The 16,080-nt window shown below is 70.2% G+C and carries 15 protein-coding genes; 7 read left to right on the top strand and 8 right to left on the bottom strand.

Features of this window, described 5'->3' with window-relative positions:
- Positions 1-48: 48 nt before the first annotated feature.
- The 4 genes from AB0N89_RS34945 (at position 49) to AB0N89_RS34960 (ending at position 3,736) form a co-directional block, all read left to right on the top strand.
- Positions 49-339, top strand: a complete 291-nt coding sequence (locus AB0N89_RS34945) for a hypothetical protein (protein ID WP_364213924.1) — start codon at positions 49-51, stop codon at positions 337-339.
- Complete coding sequence (locus AB0N89_RS34950; protein WP_364213927.1) at positions 339-1,874, top strand: alpha/beta hydrolase; 1,536 nt, start codon at positions 339-341, stop codon at positions 1,872-1,874. Before AB0N89_RS34945 ends, AB0N89_RS34950 begins: the two co-directional genes overlap by 1 nt.
- 68 nt (positions 1,875-1,942) lie before the next feature.
- Complete coding sequence (locus AB0N89_RS34955) at positions 1,943-2,497, top strand: hypothetical protein (RefSeq protein WP_364213930.1); 555 nt, start codon at positions 1,943-1,945, stop codon at positions 2,495-2,497.
- 267 nt (positions 2,498-2,764) lie between these two features.
- Positions 2,765-3,736: an EamA family transporter gene (locus AB0N89_RS34960; protein ID WP_364213933.1), complete on the top strand. Its 972-nt coding sequence runs from the start codon at positions 2,765-2,767 to the stop codon at positions 3,734-3,736.
- Here AB0N89_RS34960 and AB0N89_RS34965 read toward each other — a convergent pair.
- Positions 3,713-4,303 (bottom strand): DUF305 domain-containing protein, encoded by a 591-nt coding sequence (locus AB0N89_RS34965; RefSeq protein ID WP_364213936.1) that lies wholly within the window; start codon positions 4,301-4,303, stop codon positions 3,713-3,715. The two genes, AB0N89_RS34960 and AB0N89_RS34965, sit on opposite strands and share 24 nt — an antisense overlap.
- Positions 4,304-4,455: 152 nt before the next feature.
- Between AB0N89_RS34965 and AB0N89_RS34970 the strand changes: the two genes are divergently transcribed.
- Entirely contained in the window at positions 4,456-5,877 is a 1,422-nt protein-coding gene (locus AB0N89_RS34970; RefSeq protein WP_364213939.1) for an amino acid permease, read from the top strand.
- Here AB0N89_RS34970 and AB0N89_RS34975 read toward each other — a convergent pair.
- From AB0N89_RS34975 to thyX, 7 genes are all read right to left on the bottom strand, one after another.
- The gene (locus AB0N89_RS34975) at positions 5,807-7,366 is read right to left on the bottom strand and encodes a VWA domain-containing protein (RefSeq protein ID WP_364213942.1); all 1,560 of its coding nucleotides are present in this window, start codon (positions 7,364-7,366) and stop codon (positions 5,807-5,809) included. The genes AB0N89_RS34970 and AB0N89_RS34975 overlap by 71 nt on opposite strands.
- Positions 7,367-7,598: 232 nt before the next feature.
- The gene (locus tag AB0N89_RS34980) at positions 7,599-8,441 is read right to left on the bottom strand and encodes a pentapeptide repeat-containing protein (RefSeq protein ID WP_364213945.1); all 843 of its coding nucleotides are present in this window, start codon (positions 8,439-8,441) and stop codon (positions 7,599-7,601) included.
- A gap of 66 nt (positions 8,442-8,507) precedes the next feature.
- The gene (locus AB0N89_RS34985) at positions 8,508-10,205 is read right to left on the bottom strand and encodes a ribonuclease J (protein WP_364213948.1); all 1,698 of its coding nucleotides are present in this window, start codon (positions 10,203-10,205) and stop codon (positions 8,508-8,510) included.
- The gene (dapA, locus tag AB0N89_RS34990) at positions 10,202-11,215 is read right to left on the bottom strand and encodes a 4-hydroxy-tetrahydrodipicolinate synthase (protein ID WP_364213951.1); all 1,014 of its coding nucleotides are present in this window, start codon (positions 11,213-11,215) and stop codon (positions 10,202-10,204) included. Before dapA ends, AB0N89_RS34985 begins: the two co-directional genes overlap by 4 nt.
- Before the next feature lie 111 nt (positions 11,216-11,326).
- Positions 11,327-12,826, bottom strand: coding sequence for a serine/threonine-protein kinase (locus AB0N89_RS34995; RefSeq protein WP_364213954.1), 1,500 nt, complete (start codon positions 12,824-12,826; stop codon positions 11,327-11,329).
- A gap of 83 nt (positions 12,827-12,909) precedes the next feature.
- Positions 12,910-13,302: an ACT domain-containing protein gene (locus AB0N89_RS35000; RefSeq protein WP_364213957.1), complete on the bottom strand. Its 393-nt coding sequence runs from the start codon at positions 13,300-13,302 to the stop codon at positions 12,910-12,912.
- Positions 13,302-14,054, bottom strand: coding sequence for an FAD-dependent thymidylate synthase (thyX, locus tag AB0N89_RS35005; protein WP_364213959.1), 753 nt, complete (start codon positions 14,052-14,054; stop codon positions 13,302-13,304). Before thyX ends, AB0N89_RS35000 begins: the two co-directional genes overlap by 1 nt.
- 133 nt (positions 14,055-14,187) lie before the next feature.
- Here thyX and AB0N89_RS35010 point away from each other — a divergent pair, with 133 nt between their 5' ends.
- Both AB0N89_RS35010 and AB0N89_RS35015 read left to right on the top strand, forming a co-directional pair.
- Positions 14,188-14,724, top strand: coding sequence for a toxin-antitoxin system HicB family antitoxin (locus tag AB0N89_RS35010; RefSeq protein WP_364213962.1), 537 nt, complete (start codon positions 14,188-14,190; stop codon positions 14,722-14,724).
- Positions 14,725-14,735: 11 nt separating this feature from the next.
- On the top strand, positions 14,736-15,644 hold the full coding sequence (locus AB0N89_RS35015; protein WP_364213965.1) for a DUF4097 family beta strand repeat-containing protein: 909 nt from the start codon (positions 14,736-14,738) through the stop codon (positions 15,642-15,644).
- Positions 15,645-16,080 lie beyond the last annotated feature (436 nt).

Consider the following 16,080-nt stretch of genomic DNA (forward strand, 5'->3'; position numbering starts at 1 on the left):
CGCGTCGTAGGGTGGTCACACAGCGTCACTCCACGGAGAGGGAGCGGGATGGCCGGCGGGTACGAGGTGGTCCTGGAGGCGATCGGCGCCGCGTCGGGTGCGGCGAAACAGGCTTCGGACGACGTCGGGAAGGTGGACCTCGCGGCCACGCTCGCCGACGTCGCGGCGGGTTTGCCGGGTGGCGTGTCGGGTGAAGCGGCCCGGCTGCTCGCGGACTCGTGGGGCCGCGCGGTGCCCGGCTGGGCGGAGAACACGTCGGACTACGCCGCGCGACTGGACGAAGCGGCCGTCCGCTACCGCTCGAACGAGCTGTCGGCGACACAGGAACTTCGCGTCTGATGCTCACCTGGGGTGACGTGCGCCGGTGGGATCCGGCCGCGATCGGCCGGGTGGCCGACGCGCTCAACGACGGCTGCACGCGGATCATCGCGGCGAACGACGACGTCGAAGCCATGGCCCGCTTCACGGGCTGGACTGGGGACGCCGCCACCGCCGCGTCGACGCGGGGCAAGTCGCTGACCTCCACGCTGGAGCGGCTCGTCGCCGAAGCGTCCGCGGTCCGGCGAGGCGCGCAAGAGGTGCAGATCGCGCTGGACCGGATCGTCGCGTTCGTGCGGGAGACCGACGAACTCGCTTCGCGGCACGGCCTGCTCATCGACGCCGGGGGCGAGATCAGGCCCTCCGGCCCCGCCCTGCCCGGAAGGCCGCGGGTGACGGCGGAACTCGCCGACCGGATCGAGCAACTCCTGCGCCGCGCCACCGACGTCGACGCCGACTTCGCCGACATCATGCGACGGGCCGTGCGCGGCGAGATCACCGAACAGGGCGGCAGCACCCTCGCCCAGGCCGCGGACGCCGGAGCGGCGCAAAGCGGCCTGTCGATCATCGGCCCGCCGGAGAACGGCTCCCCCGGCGACAACAAGGCGTGGTGGGCGAGCCTGTCGGACACGGCGAAAGTCGCGCTGCTGCAAGGAAGCCCGGGGCTCGTCGGCAATCTCGACGGCATCCCGGCGACCGACCGCGACGCCGCCAACCGCGCCGTCCTCGCCCGCGAAATCACGCGGCTCCAAGGCGATCCCAAACTCAAGGGCCTGGAAGCGATCCGACAGCGGCTGGACCGGTCGGACCCGCAGGCGTTCCTGCTGGGACTGGACACCGGCGGCGACGGCAAGGCGATCGTCTCGGCGGGGAACCCCGACACGGCGGTGAACGTCGCGACGTATGTGCCGGGGACTGGTTCGGAACTGTCGAAGATCGGCGGCGACCTCGGCCGGTCCGACAAGATGTGGGCCGCGGCGACGGCCTCGGGCTCCCCGTCGACCGCCGTGATCACCTGGCTCGGCTACGACGCGCCGAACGAGATCACCGACGCCGCGAGCGACAAGTACGCCGACGGCGGCAAGGCCGCGCTCGCCGGATTCCAAGACGGGCTGCGGGAAACGCATCAAGGGCCGCCGTCGCACAACACGGTGATGGGCCACAGTTACGGCACGACCGTCGTCGGCCACGCGGCCCGCGACGGCGGTCTCGCCGCGGACGAGCTCGCCTTCGTGGCGAGCCCCGGCGTCGGCGCGCACGACGTGAGCCAGCTGCACCTCGATGGAGTGGATCCGGGCGAGACCGGCAAGCACGTCCACGCGACGGTCGCCGAACACGACATGATCAACCTGGCCAACGTCGAGATCGCCGGATACGACCCGATCCTCGGCCAGGACCCGGCCGACGCGGACTTCGGCGGGCAGGTGTTCACGTCGGCGCCGGGCACGGACGGGTGGGGCGGGTACAGCACGGAGGCGCACAGCGAATACTGGGAAGACAACAACCCGTCGTTGAACAATCTCGGCCAGATCATCGCCGGGAAACCGACGACGTGACCCGCTGGGCACTTGCCTCGACCCTCGTCCTGCTGATGCTCTCGGCGGCCTGTTCATCTGGAGACGACATGAAAGCGACGATCACCGAGCAGCAGGCTCGCGACAAGGTCGAGGAGTACATCCAGGGCGCGCTCTCGGCGTTGCCCGCCAATGCCGGGCTGAAGCCGTTCACGCGCAACCGTTCGGAGTGCACGGACCCGACCGACAAGGGACCGCAGGGCCGGTTCGAGATCTCCGCGACCTACGAGATCACCGGTCTGGATCCCGCCCAGTTCCCCGAGAATTTCACGGCTGTCATCCACTGGTGGGAGTCGCACCAGTTCAAGGTCCTCACCGACTCCCGGCCGACGGATCAGTACGTCTTCGCGCGCAACACCGGCGATGCCTTCGACATGTCGATCAAGGCGAACGATCTCGGCAAGTTCTACGTCGGCGCGACCTCACCGTGTGTCTGGCCGAACGGCACCCCCGAACCCCAGGCGCTGGAAGCGTCCGAACCCGAGCAGCCGGTCGCCGCTCCCCCGGAGCCCGAACCGGAACCGGTGCGCAAGCCGCGCCGCGCTCCCGTCGACGACGAGGACTTCGCCCAGACCGACTGGACCGACGGCGGCACCTCCTACTGACAGGCGAGGGGCGGAAGTAGTTTCGGGCCACTCTCCCGTCACCCTCCGGCAGGCCGTGCGCCTGATACCGCCGCTTCATGTACTTGGGCCGCGCGCTGAGCCGAGAGAAGGAGGCCTTCACGTACTCGCCGACCAATACCACCCACGCCTCGAGCGCCACGCTTGAGACGCTCAGTGTCCCCAGCGTGGCGCTCGGGACATCACCCCCGAGTCCAGCCGCTGGGAAAACGGGTCGCCCCGCTGCCACTCGGCCTCTACCCTCCGGCCGTGACCGCCGAACTCGCCATCGCCCCCGCCCGGCACGTCGCGCATCGCGGCCGGGGCATCACGCTGATCCTGCTCGCCGCGCTCTTCTTCGGGACCTCCGGCGTGCTGGGCAAACCGGCGATGCAGGCGGGCCTGTCGCCGGAGCAGGTCGCGGCGATCCGCATCGGGCTCTCGGCACTCGTCCTCCTCGCACTCGTAGCCGTCTTCCGGCCGAAACTGCTCAGGGTGACGAAGCGCGAGTGGCCGTTGCTGCTGGCGTACGGCTCGCTCGGCGTGGCCGGCGTCCAGCTCATGTACTTCCTCGCGGCGGGCCGGATCCCGGTCGGGATCGCGATCCTGCTCGAGTTCACCTCGCCGGTGCTGATCGCGCTGTGGGTGCGGTTCGTGCGGCGGGTGCGGTTGCCGAGGGCGATGTGGGCGGGGATCGCGCTGGCGATGACCGGGCTCGTGCTGGTCGCGCAGGTCTGGGAGGGACTCAGCCTCGACGTCGTCGGGTTGCTCGCCGGACTCGGCGCCGCCGTCTGTTCGGCGGGCTACTTCCTGCTCGGCGAGCGCGGCGTCGCGGACCGGGATCCGCTCGGCATGGTCACCTGGGGGATGACGATCGGCGCGGTCCTGGTCTGCGCGGTCGCCCCGCCGTGGACGATCTCGTGGACCGTCCTCGGCAACACGACGGCGTTCGGGCCGTGGCAGCCGCCGGTGTGGTCGCTGCTGGTCGCACTGGTGCTGATCGCGACGGTCCTCGCCTATGCGACGGGCATGGCGGCGCTGCGTCATCTTCCGGCGTCGGTGGCGAGCGTCGTGGGACTGGTGGAGCCGTTGATCGCCGCGGCCGCGGCCTGGCTGCTGCTCGGCGAGGCGCTCAGCTGGCTCCAGGCCGCGGGCGCGGTCGTGCTGCTGACCGGCGCGTACATCGTCCAGTTGACCACGAACGTGGTCCAGACGGACTCAACCGTTCTGGAGGCCTCGTAGGTCGCTGATCTCCTGCTGCTGCGAGCGCGAGGTCGTCGCGGCGAGATCGCGCGCGTCGGGGTTGCGGCCGTGCTGGGTTTCGGCGTCGGCGATGCGGACGCCCGCCTCGCGCTGGCGCAGCAGCCGCGCGACGAACTGCCGGTCGAAGTCCTTTCCGGACAGTCCGGCCAGTTCCGCCATGTCCCCCGGGGTGATGAGCCCGTCGCGCTGGACGTGCTCCATGTTCGGGTCGTCCGGCGCGGGCTGGCCCCAGGACTCGATGAGCCCGGACAGCCGCGCGATCTCCGGCTCGTGCGTTTCGATGACCCGTTTCGCGAGCGCCTTCACCTGATCGTTCCCCGCGCGGGTTTCCGCCAGTGAAGCCAGATCGACGCCCTGCTGGTGATGCGCGAGGGTCTGCCGCGCGAACGTGAGGTCGGCGTCGTTGAACGGAACCGCCGCCTGCTGCGCCACGGGTGACGTCCCTGGAGGCGCCGTCTGCGACCGGGGCGTCTCGTCCGAGCAGCCCGCGAGCACGACGGCGGCCAGGGCGGCGGCGGGCAGGGATCGGAGGACGGCGTGCGGCATCGAAGAGCTCCTCGGAACGCGCGGTGGAGGTGCCTAGGTTGGCAGAGTCCACTTCGGCCTGTTCACCGGGGGTTGCGCAAACACTTTTCCTCACGCGCTCGCGGTGCGACAATCCCGCGATCCGCCGTCACTCCGACAGGAGGTCACCGCGAATGGGCGCAGAAACCACCCCCGGACGGACGACCGAGCGGGCGGGCCTGCGCCCTGACCTGCGACAACGCCACGTCCGGATGATCGCGCTCGGCGGGATCATCGGCGCGAGCCTGTTCATCGGCAGCGGCGCGGTCATCCACACCGTCGGCCCGGCGGCCATCCTCTCCTACGCCGTCGGCGGGTTGATCGTCGTGCTGGTGATGCGGATGCTCGGCGAGATGGCGACCGCGGCGCCGTCACAGGGTTCCTTCATGGAATACGCGCGGACTTCGCTCGGCGGCTGGGCGGGTTTCACCGTCGGCTGGCTGTACTGGTACTTCTGGGTCGGCGTGGTCGCGTTCGAGGCCGTCGCCGGGGCGAAGATCCTGCAGACCTGGATTCCCGTTGTGCCGCAATGGATCTTCTCGCTCGTGCTGATGCTGCTGCTGACCGCGACCAACCTCGCCTCGGCCCGGTCGTTCGGGGAGACGGAGTTCTGGCTCGCGTCGGTCAAGATCGCCACGATCGTGGTGTTCCTCGTGGTGGGCGTCCTGTTCGTGCTCGGGGCCTGGCCCGGCGGATCGTTCTCGGTCGGCACCATCGCGCAGGACGGCTTCCTCGCCAACGGCCCGTTCTCGGTGGTGCACGGCGTGGTGATCGTGATCTTCTCCTACTTCGGCGCGGAGATCGTCACCATCGCCGCCGCCGAATCGCGAGAGCCCGAAACGGCCGTGCGCAAGGCGACCTCGTCGATCGTCTGGCGCGTCATCGTGTTCTACGTCGGATCCGTGACACTGCTGGTGATGATCACCGGCTGGCGCGACATCCCGACCACGACGAGCCCGTTCGCCGCCGCCTTCGGCCGGTTCGGCATCCCCGCGGCCGAGACGGTGGTCAGCGCGGTGGTGCTGACGGCCGTGCTGTCGGTGCTGAATTCGGGGCTGTACACCGCTTCCCGCATGCTGTTCGCGTTGCGCGGCAACGGCTGGGCGCCGAAGTGGATCGCGGACACGAACCGGCGCGGCGTGCCGTGGAAGGCGATCCTGGTGTCCACTTCGGTCGGATACGTGGCCGTGGTGATGAACTTCGTGTCACCGGACAAGATCTTCTACTTCATCATCAACTCCGCCGGCGCGGTCGCGGTGTTCGTCTACGCGATCATCGCGGGCTCGCAGCTGCGGATGCGGCGCCGTCTGGAGGCCGAAGCACCGGAACGGCTGAAACTCCGCATGTGGGGCTATCCGTGGCTGAGCAGGCTCACCCTCGCCGGGACGCTGGCCGTGGTCGCGTCGATGCTGTTCGTGGACGCGGACACCCGCGCCCAGCTGTACCTGAGCCTGGTCAGCCTGGCGGTGATCCTCGGCGTCTACTTCATCCAGCGCCGGCGATCCGGCCGAGAGCCCCGTAGAACACCTCTCCGATCTTCGCGGGATCACGACTGAGGAAGACCTGGCCGCCGGCGGGTGCGACGAGCTGCGCGAGTTCGGTCTCGTCGGCCTCCGGGCCGATCCCGATGGCGATCAGCGGCACCGGCCGGTCCGGGTCGCGCAGCTTCCCCAGTTCGGTCATCAGGGTCTCGCGGCTGATGCCGTCGGGGTCGGTGTCGCGACCGTCGGTCATCACGATGACGAGGTTCAGTTTCCCCTGCGCCCATTCCTTGCGTGCCAACCGATAGACGTCGAGGACACTGTCGTAGAGCCCGGTCTGCCCGTCCGGGACGGCGCGGACCGCGCGCAGCCGGTCCACCGCGGCGAGCTGCTGCCCGACCGGCGCCATCGGCAGGATCTCCCGGTAGTCGCGGTCACCGTCCACTTTGGTCGCGAAGGCCAGGAAACGGATCTGTGACGTGGGTTTGAACAAGTGCAGCGCGTTTTCCGCCGCCTCCGAGGTGATCTGGAGACGGGACTTGCCGGTGCCCGGGACCGGCGCGCTCATCGACCCGGAGACGTCGATGAGCACCTGGGCCCGCGCGGTCACGTTCACCCCGGCCCATTGACTGAGCGCTTTGTCGACGTCGTCGGCGGCCGGGATCTCGGCGCTGCGCTGCCCTTTCGCCTCGACGCGCTGGTCGGTGTCCGTCGACCGCAACGCCTGCGCGCCCGGAGCACGGAGACCGGACTGCGCGCTGGTCGCCGATCCTTGCAGCAGAGCCCGTTTCAGCGCGGCGACGGCCCTGCCCTGCTGCTCGGTCGTGCTCGCGGTCTCGACGAACGGGTAGTCGAGCGACAGGGACGCGGGGGAATACGCGGCCACCAGCGCGGTCTCGCCTTCGGAGAGTTCCGCGTTGTGCCGCAGCACCGCGTTCTCCGACGCGGGGAACACCGTCGCGCCGGAAGTGGTGGCGGCGAACTTCCGGAGCAGGGCCACGTACGCGCCGGTGGGATCCGTGGAGTCCTTCGCGACGTCACTCAGTGCCAGCAGCGCGGAAACGCCGACGGGGTCGCGCACGGGATCCGGCATACCGGCCACGATTCCGGCGCCGCCCAGGACATCCGGCCAGGTCAACACTTTGCGGGGCCAGCCGAGCCCTTTCGCGACCGGTTCGGCGACCGCGAGCACCACCGGCGAACTGGCCACCGACGGCCCGGACACCGGAACCCCTTTGGCACGCCGCAGGAACAGCGTCGAGGATGGGATCCAGGCCTGAGGACGGGGCGCTGTTCCGGACAGTTCGTCCGCCACCTGCAGGGAATCCCTGGCCTGGACGTCGAACGCGACGCAGGCGAGCCCGAGGTCGCGGGCGGTCCGCGCGACGGCGGGGGCGATGTCGGGCGACGCGGCGACGACCACCCGGGCGGGTTCGCAGCCGGGGCCGGACCGCGTCAGGGCCACGGCCACCCAGGTGCCCGTGCCGAGCAAGGCCGCCAGCGCGAGCGCCAGCAACGGGTACAGCATCCGTCTTCGGGTCCGGGCGGTGGTGTGGCGTCCCATCGATTCTCCCGGCCTGGGGTTCGGGGGCGTCCGAGGGTACGCCGCCCACACCCCTAGGGGAAGGCTGCGACTTTCGTCGTAGGCGAACCCTACCGAGGCGGGAGGTGTCCGGGAGCCGGTCGCGGAACACTTGCCCCGTAAGGAAAGCACTCGAAACCGGGGGAATCAGTGACGAACCGGCCCACTCGTGCGGAACAGCGCAAAGCCCGCAAGGCCCTCTTCGGTCAGGCGGTCATGATCGCCTTCGCTCTGCTGCTGACGGCGGCCGCCGGTCGGTCTTCATCGGGATGAGCCGCGCGTGCGCGACCGGCGAGTTGACCCAAGGACGCCAAGGTGACGGCCAGGAGTGTGCGGCGTCGGGTTGCTCCACCCGCGCTCCGTCGAAGTCCACACGGCTTTCGAACTCGGCCTCGGCGAAGGTAGTCGTCCCGCTGAACATCGCACCGCTGAAACCGGCGACCCGGGGGAAGACGGCCGCGCGGAAGTCGGTGTCGCCGGTGAACCAGGTCCTGTCGAAGTTCGCGAAGCGCCAGAACCGGGCACGTCGAAAGTTCCCGCCGACGATCACACCGTCGCGGAAGTCGGCGTCGCTGAGGTCGCACTCCTCGAAGTCCGGCTCGACGAGCACCGCGTCCCGGAGGTCCAGCTCTTCGACGTCCCAGAAGTCGGCGCCCCCGGACCGCCGGAGATGCCGGGTGAGCAGACCCTGCGCGGTGCGCCGGATCTCGAACTCTTCCTCGTCCTCGACCGGGAAACGGAAAGGCCTGCGCAAGTAGGCGCACGTCTGCTCGATGACTTCGTGCCGCACGTCGGGGTTCTCGCGGCCACACCGCTCCAGCTCCCCGAGGCCCGCGAGGCGCTCGGCGGCGTCCTCACTGTCCAGCTTCCCGGCGAGGCTGTCCACCATCGCGGCGAGGCGTTGCCAGTGATCCTGTTGCCGCGCTTGAACCGCCTGCCCGGGCCGCAGCCGCCGGTCGCGCCGGATCCCCTCGATCGCGATCCAGCCCACGTAGACCGCGCCGACTCCCAGTGCGACGCCCGCCAGCGCCGCCACGACGTACACCCCCACCATCATGGGGTGATTATGCGCGCGAAGGCCCCTTCACTCGACTGAGTAAAGGGGCCTTCGCGCGTGTCCGGGCTAAACGGGGATGACCGTCGGCACGATCATCGGGCGGCGCCGGTAGGTGTCGGCGACCCAGCGGCCGACGACGCGGCGCACGGCCTGCGCGATGCGGTGCGTGTCGGTGATGCCCTCGGCCTCGGTCCTCGCGAGCTCCATCTCCACCATCGGGAGCACCGCGTCGAGCGCCTTCGGGTCGTCGGAGAACCCGCGTCCGGACACCGTCGGGCGCGACACGGCGCGGCCGGTGCTGGTGTCCACGGCGACGGTGATGGCGATGAAGCCGCCTTCGCCGAGCACGAGCCTGTCGGACAGCGTCGACTCGCCGACGTCGCCGACCGAGAGGCCGTCGACGTACACGTGCCCGACCTCGACCCGGCCGGTCCGCGAAGCCTTGCCGTCGACGAGGTCGACCACGACACCGTCTTCGGCGATGACCACGTTCTCCGGCGCGACACCGGTGCGCACGGCCAGTTCACCGTTGGCGCGCAGGTGCTTCCACTCGCCGTGCACCGGCATGACGTTGCTGGGGCGGACCGCGTTGTACAGGTACAGCAGCTCGCCCGCCGACGCGTGCCCGGACACGTGCACCTTGGCGTTGCCCTGGTGCACGACGTTCGCGCCGAGCCGGGTGAGGCCGTTGACGACGCCGAAGACCGCGGTCTCGTTGCCCGGGATCATCGAGCTGGCCAGCACGACGGTGTCGCCGGAGCGGATCGAGATCTGCCGGTGCTCGCCGCGCGCCATCCGCGACAGCGCCGACAGCGGCTCGCCCTGCGAACCGGTCGACACGAACAGCACCTTGCTCTCGGGCAGGTCGCCCGCCTGGTCGAGGTTGACCAGCAGGCCGTCGGGCACGTTCAGCAGGCCGAGGTCGGCGGCGATGCCCATGTTCCGGACCATCGACCGGCCGACGAACGCGACCCGGCGCCCGTGCCGCACGGCGGCGTCGAGCACCTGCTGGACGCGGTGCACGTGGCTGGCGAAGCAGGCGACGATGACGCGCTGGTCGACCTTGCGGACGACGTCGTCGAGCACCGGGCCGATGTCGCGCTCCGGCATGACGAACCCGGGCACCTCGGCGTTGGTCGAGTCGACGCAGAACAGGTCCACGCCCTCGTCGCCGAGCCGGGAGAACCCGGCGAGGTCGGTCAGCCTGCCGTCGAGCGGCAGCTGGTCGAGCTTGATGTCACCGGTGTGCAGCACGACACCCGCGGGCGTGCGGATGGCCACCGCGAGCGCGTCCGGGATCGAGTGGTTGACCGCGAAGAACTCGAGGTCGAACGCGCCGACCTTGCGTCGCTCGCCCTCGCGGACCTCGACCAGGTTCGGCCGCTGGCGGTGCTCCTTGGCCTTGGCCGCGAGCAGCGCGTTCGTGAACCGGGAGCCGTAGATCTTCAGGTCCGGGACGAGCCGCAGCAGGAACGGGACGGCGCCGATGTGGTCCTCGTGCCCGTGGGTCAGGACGAGGCCGTCGATGTCCTCCAGGCGGTCTTCGATCGCGCGGAAGTCGGGCAGGATCAGGTCGACGCCGGGCTGGTCGTCTTCGGGGAACAGGACCCCGCAGTCGACGATCAGCAGACGGCCGCCGAACTCGAAGACGGTCATGTTGCGGCCGACTTCGCCGATCCCGCCGAGCGCGACCACGCGCAAGGCGCCTTCGGGCAGCGCCGGCGGCGGGGTGGTCGGTCCGGGTCCGGTTGGCAATGAACTCACCGAGGCATGGTCCCTACGCTGGTGTGTGAGGTCGGCGCCGTATAGGCCGCCGCTGAATCTGCTTGTGCCACTCGTGCACCATGCCAGTCACTGGCGGCGGTGTCGCCGAGCGGCACGCCCCCCTGGGCGAGATCGGCGGAAATCGCCTGGAGCTGGTCTTCGCTCGCGGCCACGATGGGCAGCCGCGGGTCGCCGATGTCGAAGCCGCGCAGCCGCAGGGCCGCCTTCGAGAACGCGACACCGCCGACGCGGGACATCGCCCGCAGGACCGGCAGCATCCCGCGGTGGTTGGTGCGCGCGGTGGAGGTGTCGCCGGATTCGTAGGCGTCCATCATGCCGCGGATGCGGCCCGCGACGACGTGCCCGATCACGCTGACCACGCCCGCGCCGCCGACGGAGACCCACGGCAGGTTGAGGCCGTCGTCACCGGAGTAGTAGGCGAGCTGCGAGTTCGCGATGACCTCGGAGCCGGCGATCAGGTCGCCCTTGGCGTCCTTGACCGCGAGGATGCGCGGGTGCTCGGCGAGCCGCAGCAGCGTGTCGACCTCGATGGGCACGATCGACCGCGGCGGGATGTCGTAGAGCATCACCGGCAGGCCGGAGGCGTCGGCGACGGTGGTGAAGTGCGCGTAGAGCCCGGCCTGGCTGGGCCGCGAGTAGTACGGCGTGACGACGAGGATGCCGTGGGCGCCCGCCGCTTCGGCCTGCTTCGCCTGCTCGATGCTGTGCGCGGTGTTGTTCGTGCCTGCCCCGGCGACGATCGTCGCGCGATCACCGACGGCTTCGACGACGGCGCGGACCAGCTCGGCCTTCTCGGCGTCGGTCGTGGTGGGGCTCTCCCCGGTCGTGCCGTTCACGACGAGTCCGTCGTTGCCCAGTTCCACGAGGTGTTCGGCCAGCTCCTGCGCCCGCTTCAGGTCCAGCGCGCCGTCGGCGTCGAAGGGGGTGGCCATCGCGGTGAGCACGCGCCCGAACGGTCTTCCAGGGGCTGCGGTGGGTGGAGTGGACATGCTGTGAAGGTACCTCCTGCCAGTGCCGAACCCCTTGCCGACGTGGTCGTTCCCTACGAATGCGGGAGATTTTCCGCGACGAAGGCGAACTCGGCGCAAACTCTCTGTGACCTATTTGACCTTGGTCGTGATCGGCGAGGGGATCTGGCTGCCGTCGGCCTTGGCGAGGAGGCAGAGGAAGCCCCGCGAGTAGCTCCGGTCGTCCTCGTTGGGCGGCCGGTTCCACTCGGCTTCGGTCGGGACGACGGGACGCCAGATCAGGGCCTGCCGCTGCGCCGCCGGGACGACGTTCGAGTTGAACGTCGCCGAGCAGATCGACTCGGCGATCCGGCTGACCGCGTCCGCGCCGGGATAGACGACGACCTGGGCGTCGTCGTCCGAGTAGGACTGGACGTCGAGCAGGCTGCCCTTGGCGAAGACCTCCAGCAGGTGATCGTTGCTGCAGCTGACCCCGTCGTTCAGGTTGACGCCTTCCCTGAGGGGCACGTTGTAGCAGTCCCCGGAGGACTTGAGCTTGACCTGGCCGTTGATGCCGTAGGTCAGCGTCGGCTGGGCCTGCTTGTTGCCCTCCGGTGCGGCCATCCACCGGCCGAGGAAGATCCCGCCGACCAGGGCGCCGATCACCGCGACGGCGGCCAGGCTCAGCCAGAGCGGCCGGAGGTTCCGCTTGGCGGGGGCGGGCGCGAGCCGCGTCATCGGCTGGCCGGGCCGCATCATCGCGGTGCCGCCCGCGGGCGGGGTGGGCTGGGCCTGGACGCCTTGTGCCGCCGAGAGCAGGCTGCGCACCTGGTCGTACGACATCCGCGCTTCGGGTTTGACGACCAGGAGACCGAGGATCGCGGCGGCCAGCGGGCCCTGGACCCGGGTCAGATACGGCGCCTCGGTCATGATCGCGTGCAGCGTGGCCGCGGTGGTCGACCGTTCGAACGCGACGATGCCTTCGGCGGCGAAGAACAGCGTCGTGCCCAGGGACCAGAGGTCCGATTCGGGCATCGCGTCGCGGCCTTCGACCCGTTCCGGCGCCATGAAGGCGGGCGAGCCGACGATCATGCCGCTGGTGGTCAGGCGCGGGTCGTCGGCGGCGTGCGCGATGCCGAAGTCGGTGAGCTTCACCCGGCCGTCCGGCGCGACCATGATGTTCGCCGGTTTGACGTCGCGGTGCACGATCCCGGCGGCGTGCGCGGCCCGCAGCGCGGACAGCACCCGCTCCCCCACCTGCGCGATCTGCTGCGCGGGCAGGGGTCCGCGCTCGCGGACCAGGTCGGCCAGCGTGGGCGCCTCGACCAGCTCCATCACGATGTACGTCGCGCCGTTCTCGGTGACGACGTCGTACACGGTGACCACGGCCGGGTCGTTGAGGCGCCCGCCGGACCGGACCTCGCGCAGCATCCGCTCCGAAAGCACCGAGGCGTCCTCGGGCGCGTTCGGGAACTTCAGCTCCTTGATCGCCACCTGGCGGCCGATCACCTGGTCCTGGGCGCGCCAGACGATCCCCATCCCGCCGCGGCCGAGCTCGCCCAGCAGGGCGTACCGTCCGGCGACGATCCGCCCGCCGGCGGCCTGGTGCGTCTGCTGGGGCGGCCCGTACGGACGGGTCTGTTCGTCGGTCAAGGTTCGGTGCTCCTTCGGTTCGCGCAGGATGCTAACTCGGACCCGTTCGCGTACCGGAAGGTTCCTCGGACCCGCTTACTGAATCAGACCGTGACCTCGTGTCCGGATTCCCGGAGCGCCTTAACCGCGCGCTCCAGTTCGGACGCCCGGACCAGCACGTGGTCGGTGTCGAAGGTGGACAGCGAGAACAGCGCCACCCCGGCGGCGGCCAGCTCGCTCGACAGGGCCGCGATGATGCCGGTCAGCGTGAACGCCAGCGGCCCGCGGACCGACAGCAGCCGCCAGCCGTCCTCGACCGCGGCCCCGGCCGGCGCGAGACCGGCCGGGCAGATCACCGACAGCTCCTCGGGCGTCCGGGTGACGGAGATCAGCACGGGCTCGCCGGGGTCGAGCAGGTTCGCCGGAACCGGCGCGTCCGGGGCCAGGCGGGCGACCGCGTACTCGCCTGGCCGGACGTCGATCGCGAGACGTCGCATCAGCCTTCGAGGACCTTCGGGCTGGACGCGACCTCGGTGCCGTCGGGCAGCGACGAGATGGTGAAGTCCGCGAACACGTTGCCCGAAGCCTTCTGCAGCTCGCGCAGGCAGTCGATGGCCAGGGCGCGGATCTCGACGTCGGCGTGCTCGGTGGCGCGCATGGCGATGAAGTGCCGCCAGGCGCGGTAGTTGCCGGTGACCACGATGCGGGTCTCGGTCGCGTTCGGCAGCACCGCGCGGGCGGCCTGACGGGCCTGCTTGCGGCGCAGGGTCGCGCTCGGCACGTCGGCGAACTTGTCCTCCAGCCCGGCGAGGAGCTCGGTGTAGGCGTCGACGGCGGCCTGGGAGGCGGCGAGGAACTTGGCGTGCAGCTCCGGGTCCTGCGCGATGACGTCGGGCTCGACGAACGCGGCGTCGCGCTCGGGCACGTAGCGCTGCGAGAGCTGCGAGTACGAGAAGTGACGGTGGCGGATCAGCTCGTGCGTCAGCGACCGGGAGATCCCGGTGATGTAGAAGCTGACGGACCCGTGCTCCAGCACCGACAGGTGGCCGACGTCGATGATGTGATCGAGGTAGCCCGCGTTGGTGGCCGTCTTCGGGTTCGGCTTCTTCCAGGACTGGTAGCAGGCCCGGCCCGCGAATTCGGCCAGCGCCTCACCACCGTCGGCATCGGTCGACCACGGTACGTCCGACGGCGGGAAGAACTCCGTCTTCGCGATCAGTTGAACCTTGGGTGACACGGTCTCGGCCACGTTCGCACTCCTTTTCGACCCCTGCTCCACGACTCCGGGCAGCGTAACCGCCGCGTTCCATGACACCCCTGCGACATCACCGTGACGCCATGGACTCCTTGACTGACGTCACGAATGACGTCATAGTGGCGTCATGGATCTGACGCCGTACATCACAAGCCTTCGCGAGGACCTCGCGAACACGGCTTCGGCCGGCGACGAGCAGACGCGGCGCGCTGCCGCGCTGCTGTCGTCGGCGCTGGAGCCGGCCGCCCGACTGACCATCATGAACGCCCTCGCCGACCTCGCCGCCGAAGTGACTTCGGCACTGCCGGGGCACGTCGTCGACGTCCGGCTCGACGGCCGCGACGTGCGCGTCGTCGTCACCGGCTCCGGCTCCGGCTCCGCGGAGGGCGCCGAGCGGTCCGCGCCCCGCCAGGAGACGCCGCGGGAGGCCCCGCGCGCGCCCAAGGTGGACACGGGCGACATCACCCGCATCACGCTGCGCCTGTTCGAGCAGGTCAAGGGCCAGGCGGAAGCCGCGGCCGCCTCTCAGGGCGTTTCGCTGAACACGTTCGTCTCGCAGGCCGTCCAGGGTGCGCTGGGCAAGAGCGGGAGCGAGCACTGGAACTACAAGCAGAAGCCGGACGGCGGTGCCGGTTCGCACCTGCACGGCTGGGTCCAGGGCTGAGGGGGACGGAAATGACCGAGGAAAGCACACCCGGCGCCGAAGAGACCGTGCGCGTCGAAGACTTCGAGGCCGACGGCCCGATCGAGATCGACGTCAGCGTGGCCATCGGCCGGGTGACCATCGCCTTGACCGAAGAGAGCGGCATCCACGCCGAGGTCCGCCGCGACGGCGGCGAGCAGCAGCCGTGGGTGGACGGGATGACGAGCCTGCTCAGCTGGGTCGGGGAACGCTTCGGCGACCAGCTCGGCGGCACGCCGGCGAACCCGGTGGGCGACGCCGTGGCGCAGACGCGGATCGAGAAGGTCGGCAACCGGCTGGTCGTCCAGGCACCGAAGGCCTGGCAGCTGAAGAACGTCCCGCTCGCCGTGACGCTGCGGGCGCCCGCCGGTTCGCATCTGGAAGTGCGGGCCGGGGCAGCCGACGTCACGGTGACCGGGGCGGCCGGGCGGGCCGACCTCCTGACCGGCTCCGGCAAGATCGGCCTGGAGCGGGCCGACGGTTCGGCGATCGTCCGCACCGGCACCGGCGACATCAAGCTCGGGCCGACCATGTCCGGTCTGCAGCTGCGCACCGGCAGCGGCTCCGTCGAAGCGGCCTCGGTGAACGGTTCGGCCACGGTCGCGACCGGCACCGGCGACGTCTGGCTCGGCGAGGTCGCGGGCGAAGTCCTGGCGCGCACCGGCAGTGGCGACCTCTCGGTGGCGGACGCCGCCTCCGGGTTGCTGGAACTGACCACCGGATCGGGTGAGGTCCGGGTCGGGATCCGCGGCGGCGTCCAGGCGGAGATCGACCTTTCGTCGACGACCGGGGCCGTGTCGAGCGAGCTGGACGTCGCGGAGACCGCCCCTGCCGAGGTCTCGCTGAAGGTGCGGGCGCGCACCGGCACCGGCGACGCGAAGGTGACCAGCGCGGCCCGCTGAGGCCGCTGACCGCAGGGGGACCGAGGGACCTTTGCGCCCACTTTTCCACGGGGGTGGGAGCAAAGGTCCCTTGTATGCCGCGCTCGTGGGCAGGGTGACGCGACACCGCACGAGAGTTCCGTGCCCAAGCACGCGAGTCACGTCCCTGATCACGCCAGTCACGCCTTCGACCCCAGTGAGCGGCTGTCCTCGTGAGTGTTCAGGACAGTTAGAGCCGACGGTGTCTCAGGTGCCTACTGGATCGTGGCCGCGGTTGATCACGGGGTCCGCCGCGTGGTGTCCATCTGGACACGCGTGTCGTCCCTTGCGTCACGCGAATCCGCAGCCTCAGGTGTCGCGAAAGCCACTTTCGCGACACCTGATGTCCCGAAAGTGGCTTTGTGTCCGACGAAGCGAAATCTCTTCGTCGAACGCGGTGTCAAGAAAGCGAGCGGCT

The sequence above is a fragment of the Amycolatopsis sp. NPDC089917 genome (assembly GCF_040684635.1).
GTDB lineage: Bacteria > Actinomycetota > Actinomycetes > Mycobacteriales > Pseudonocardiaceae > Amycolatopsis.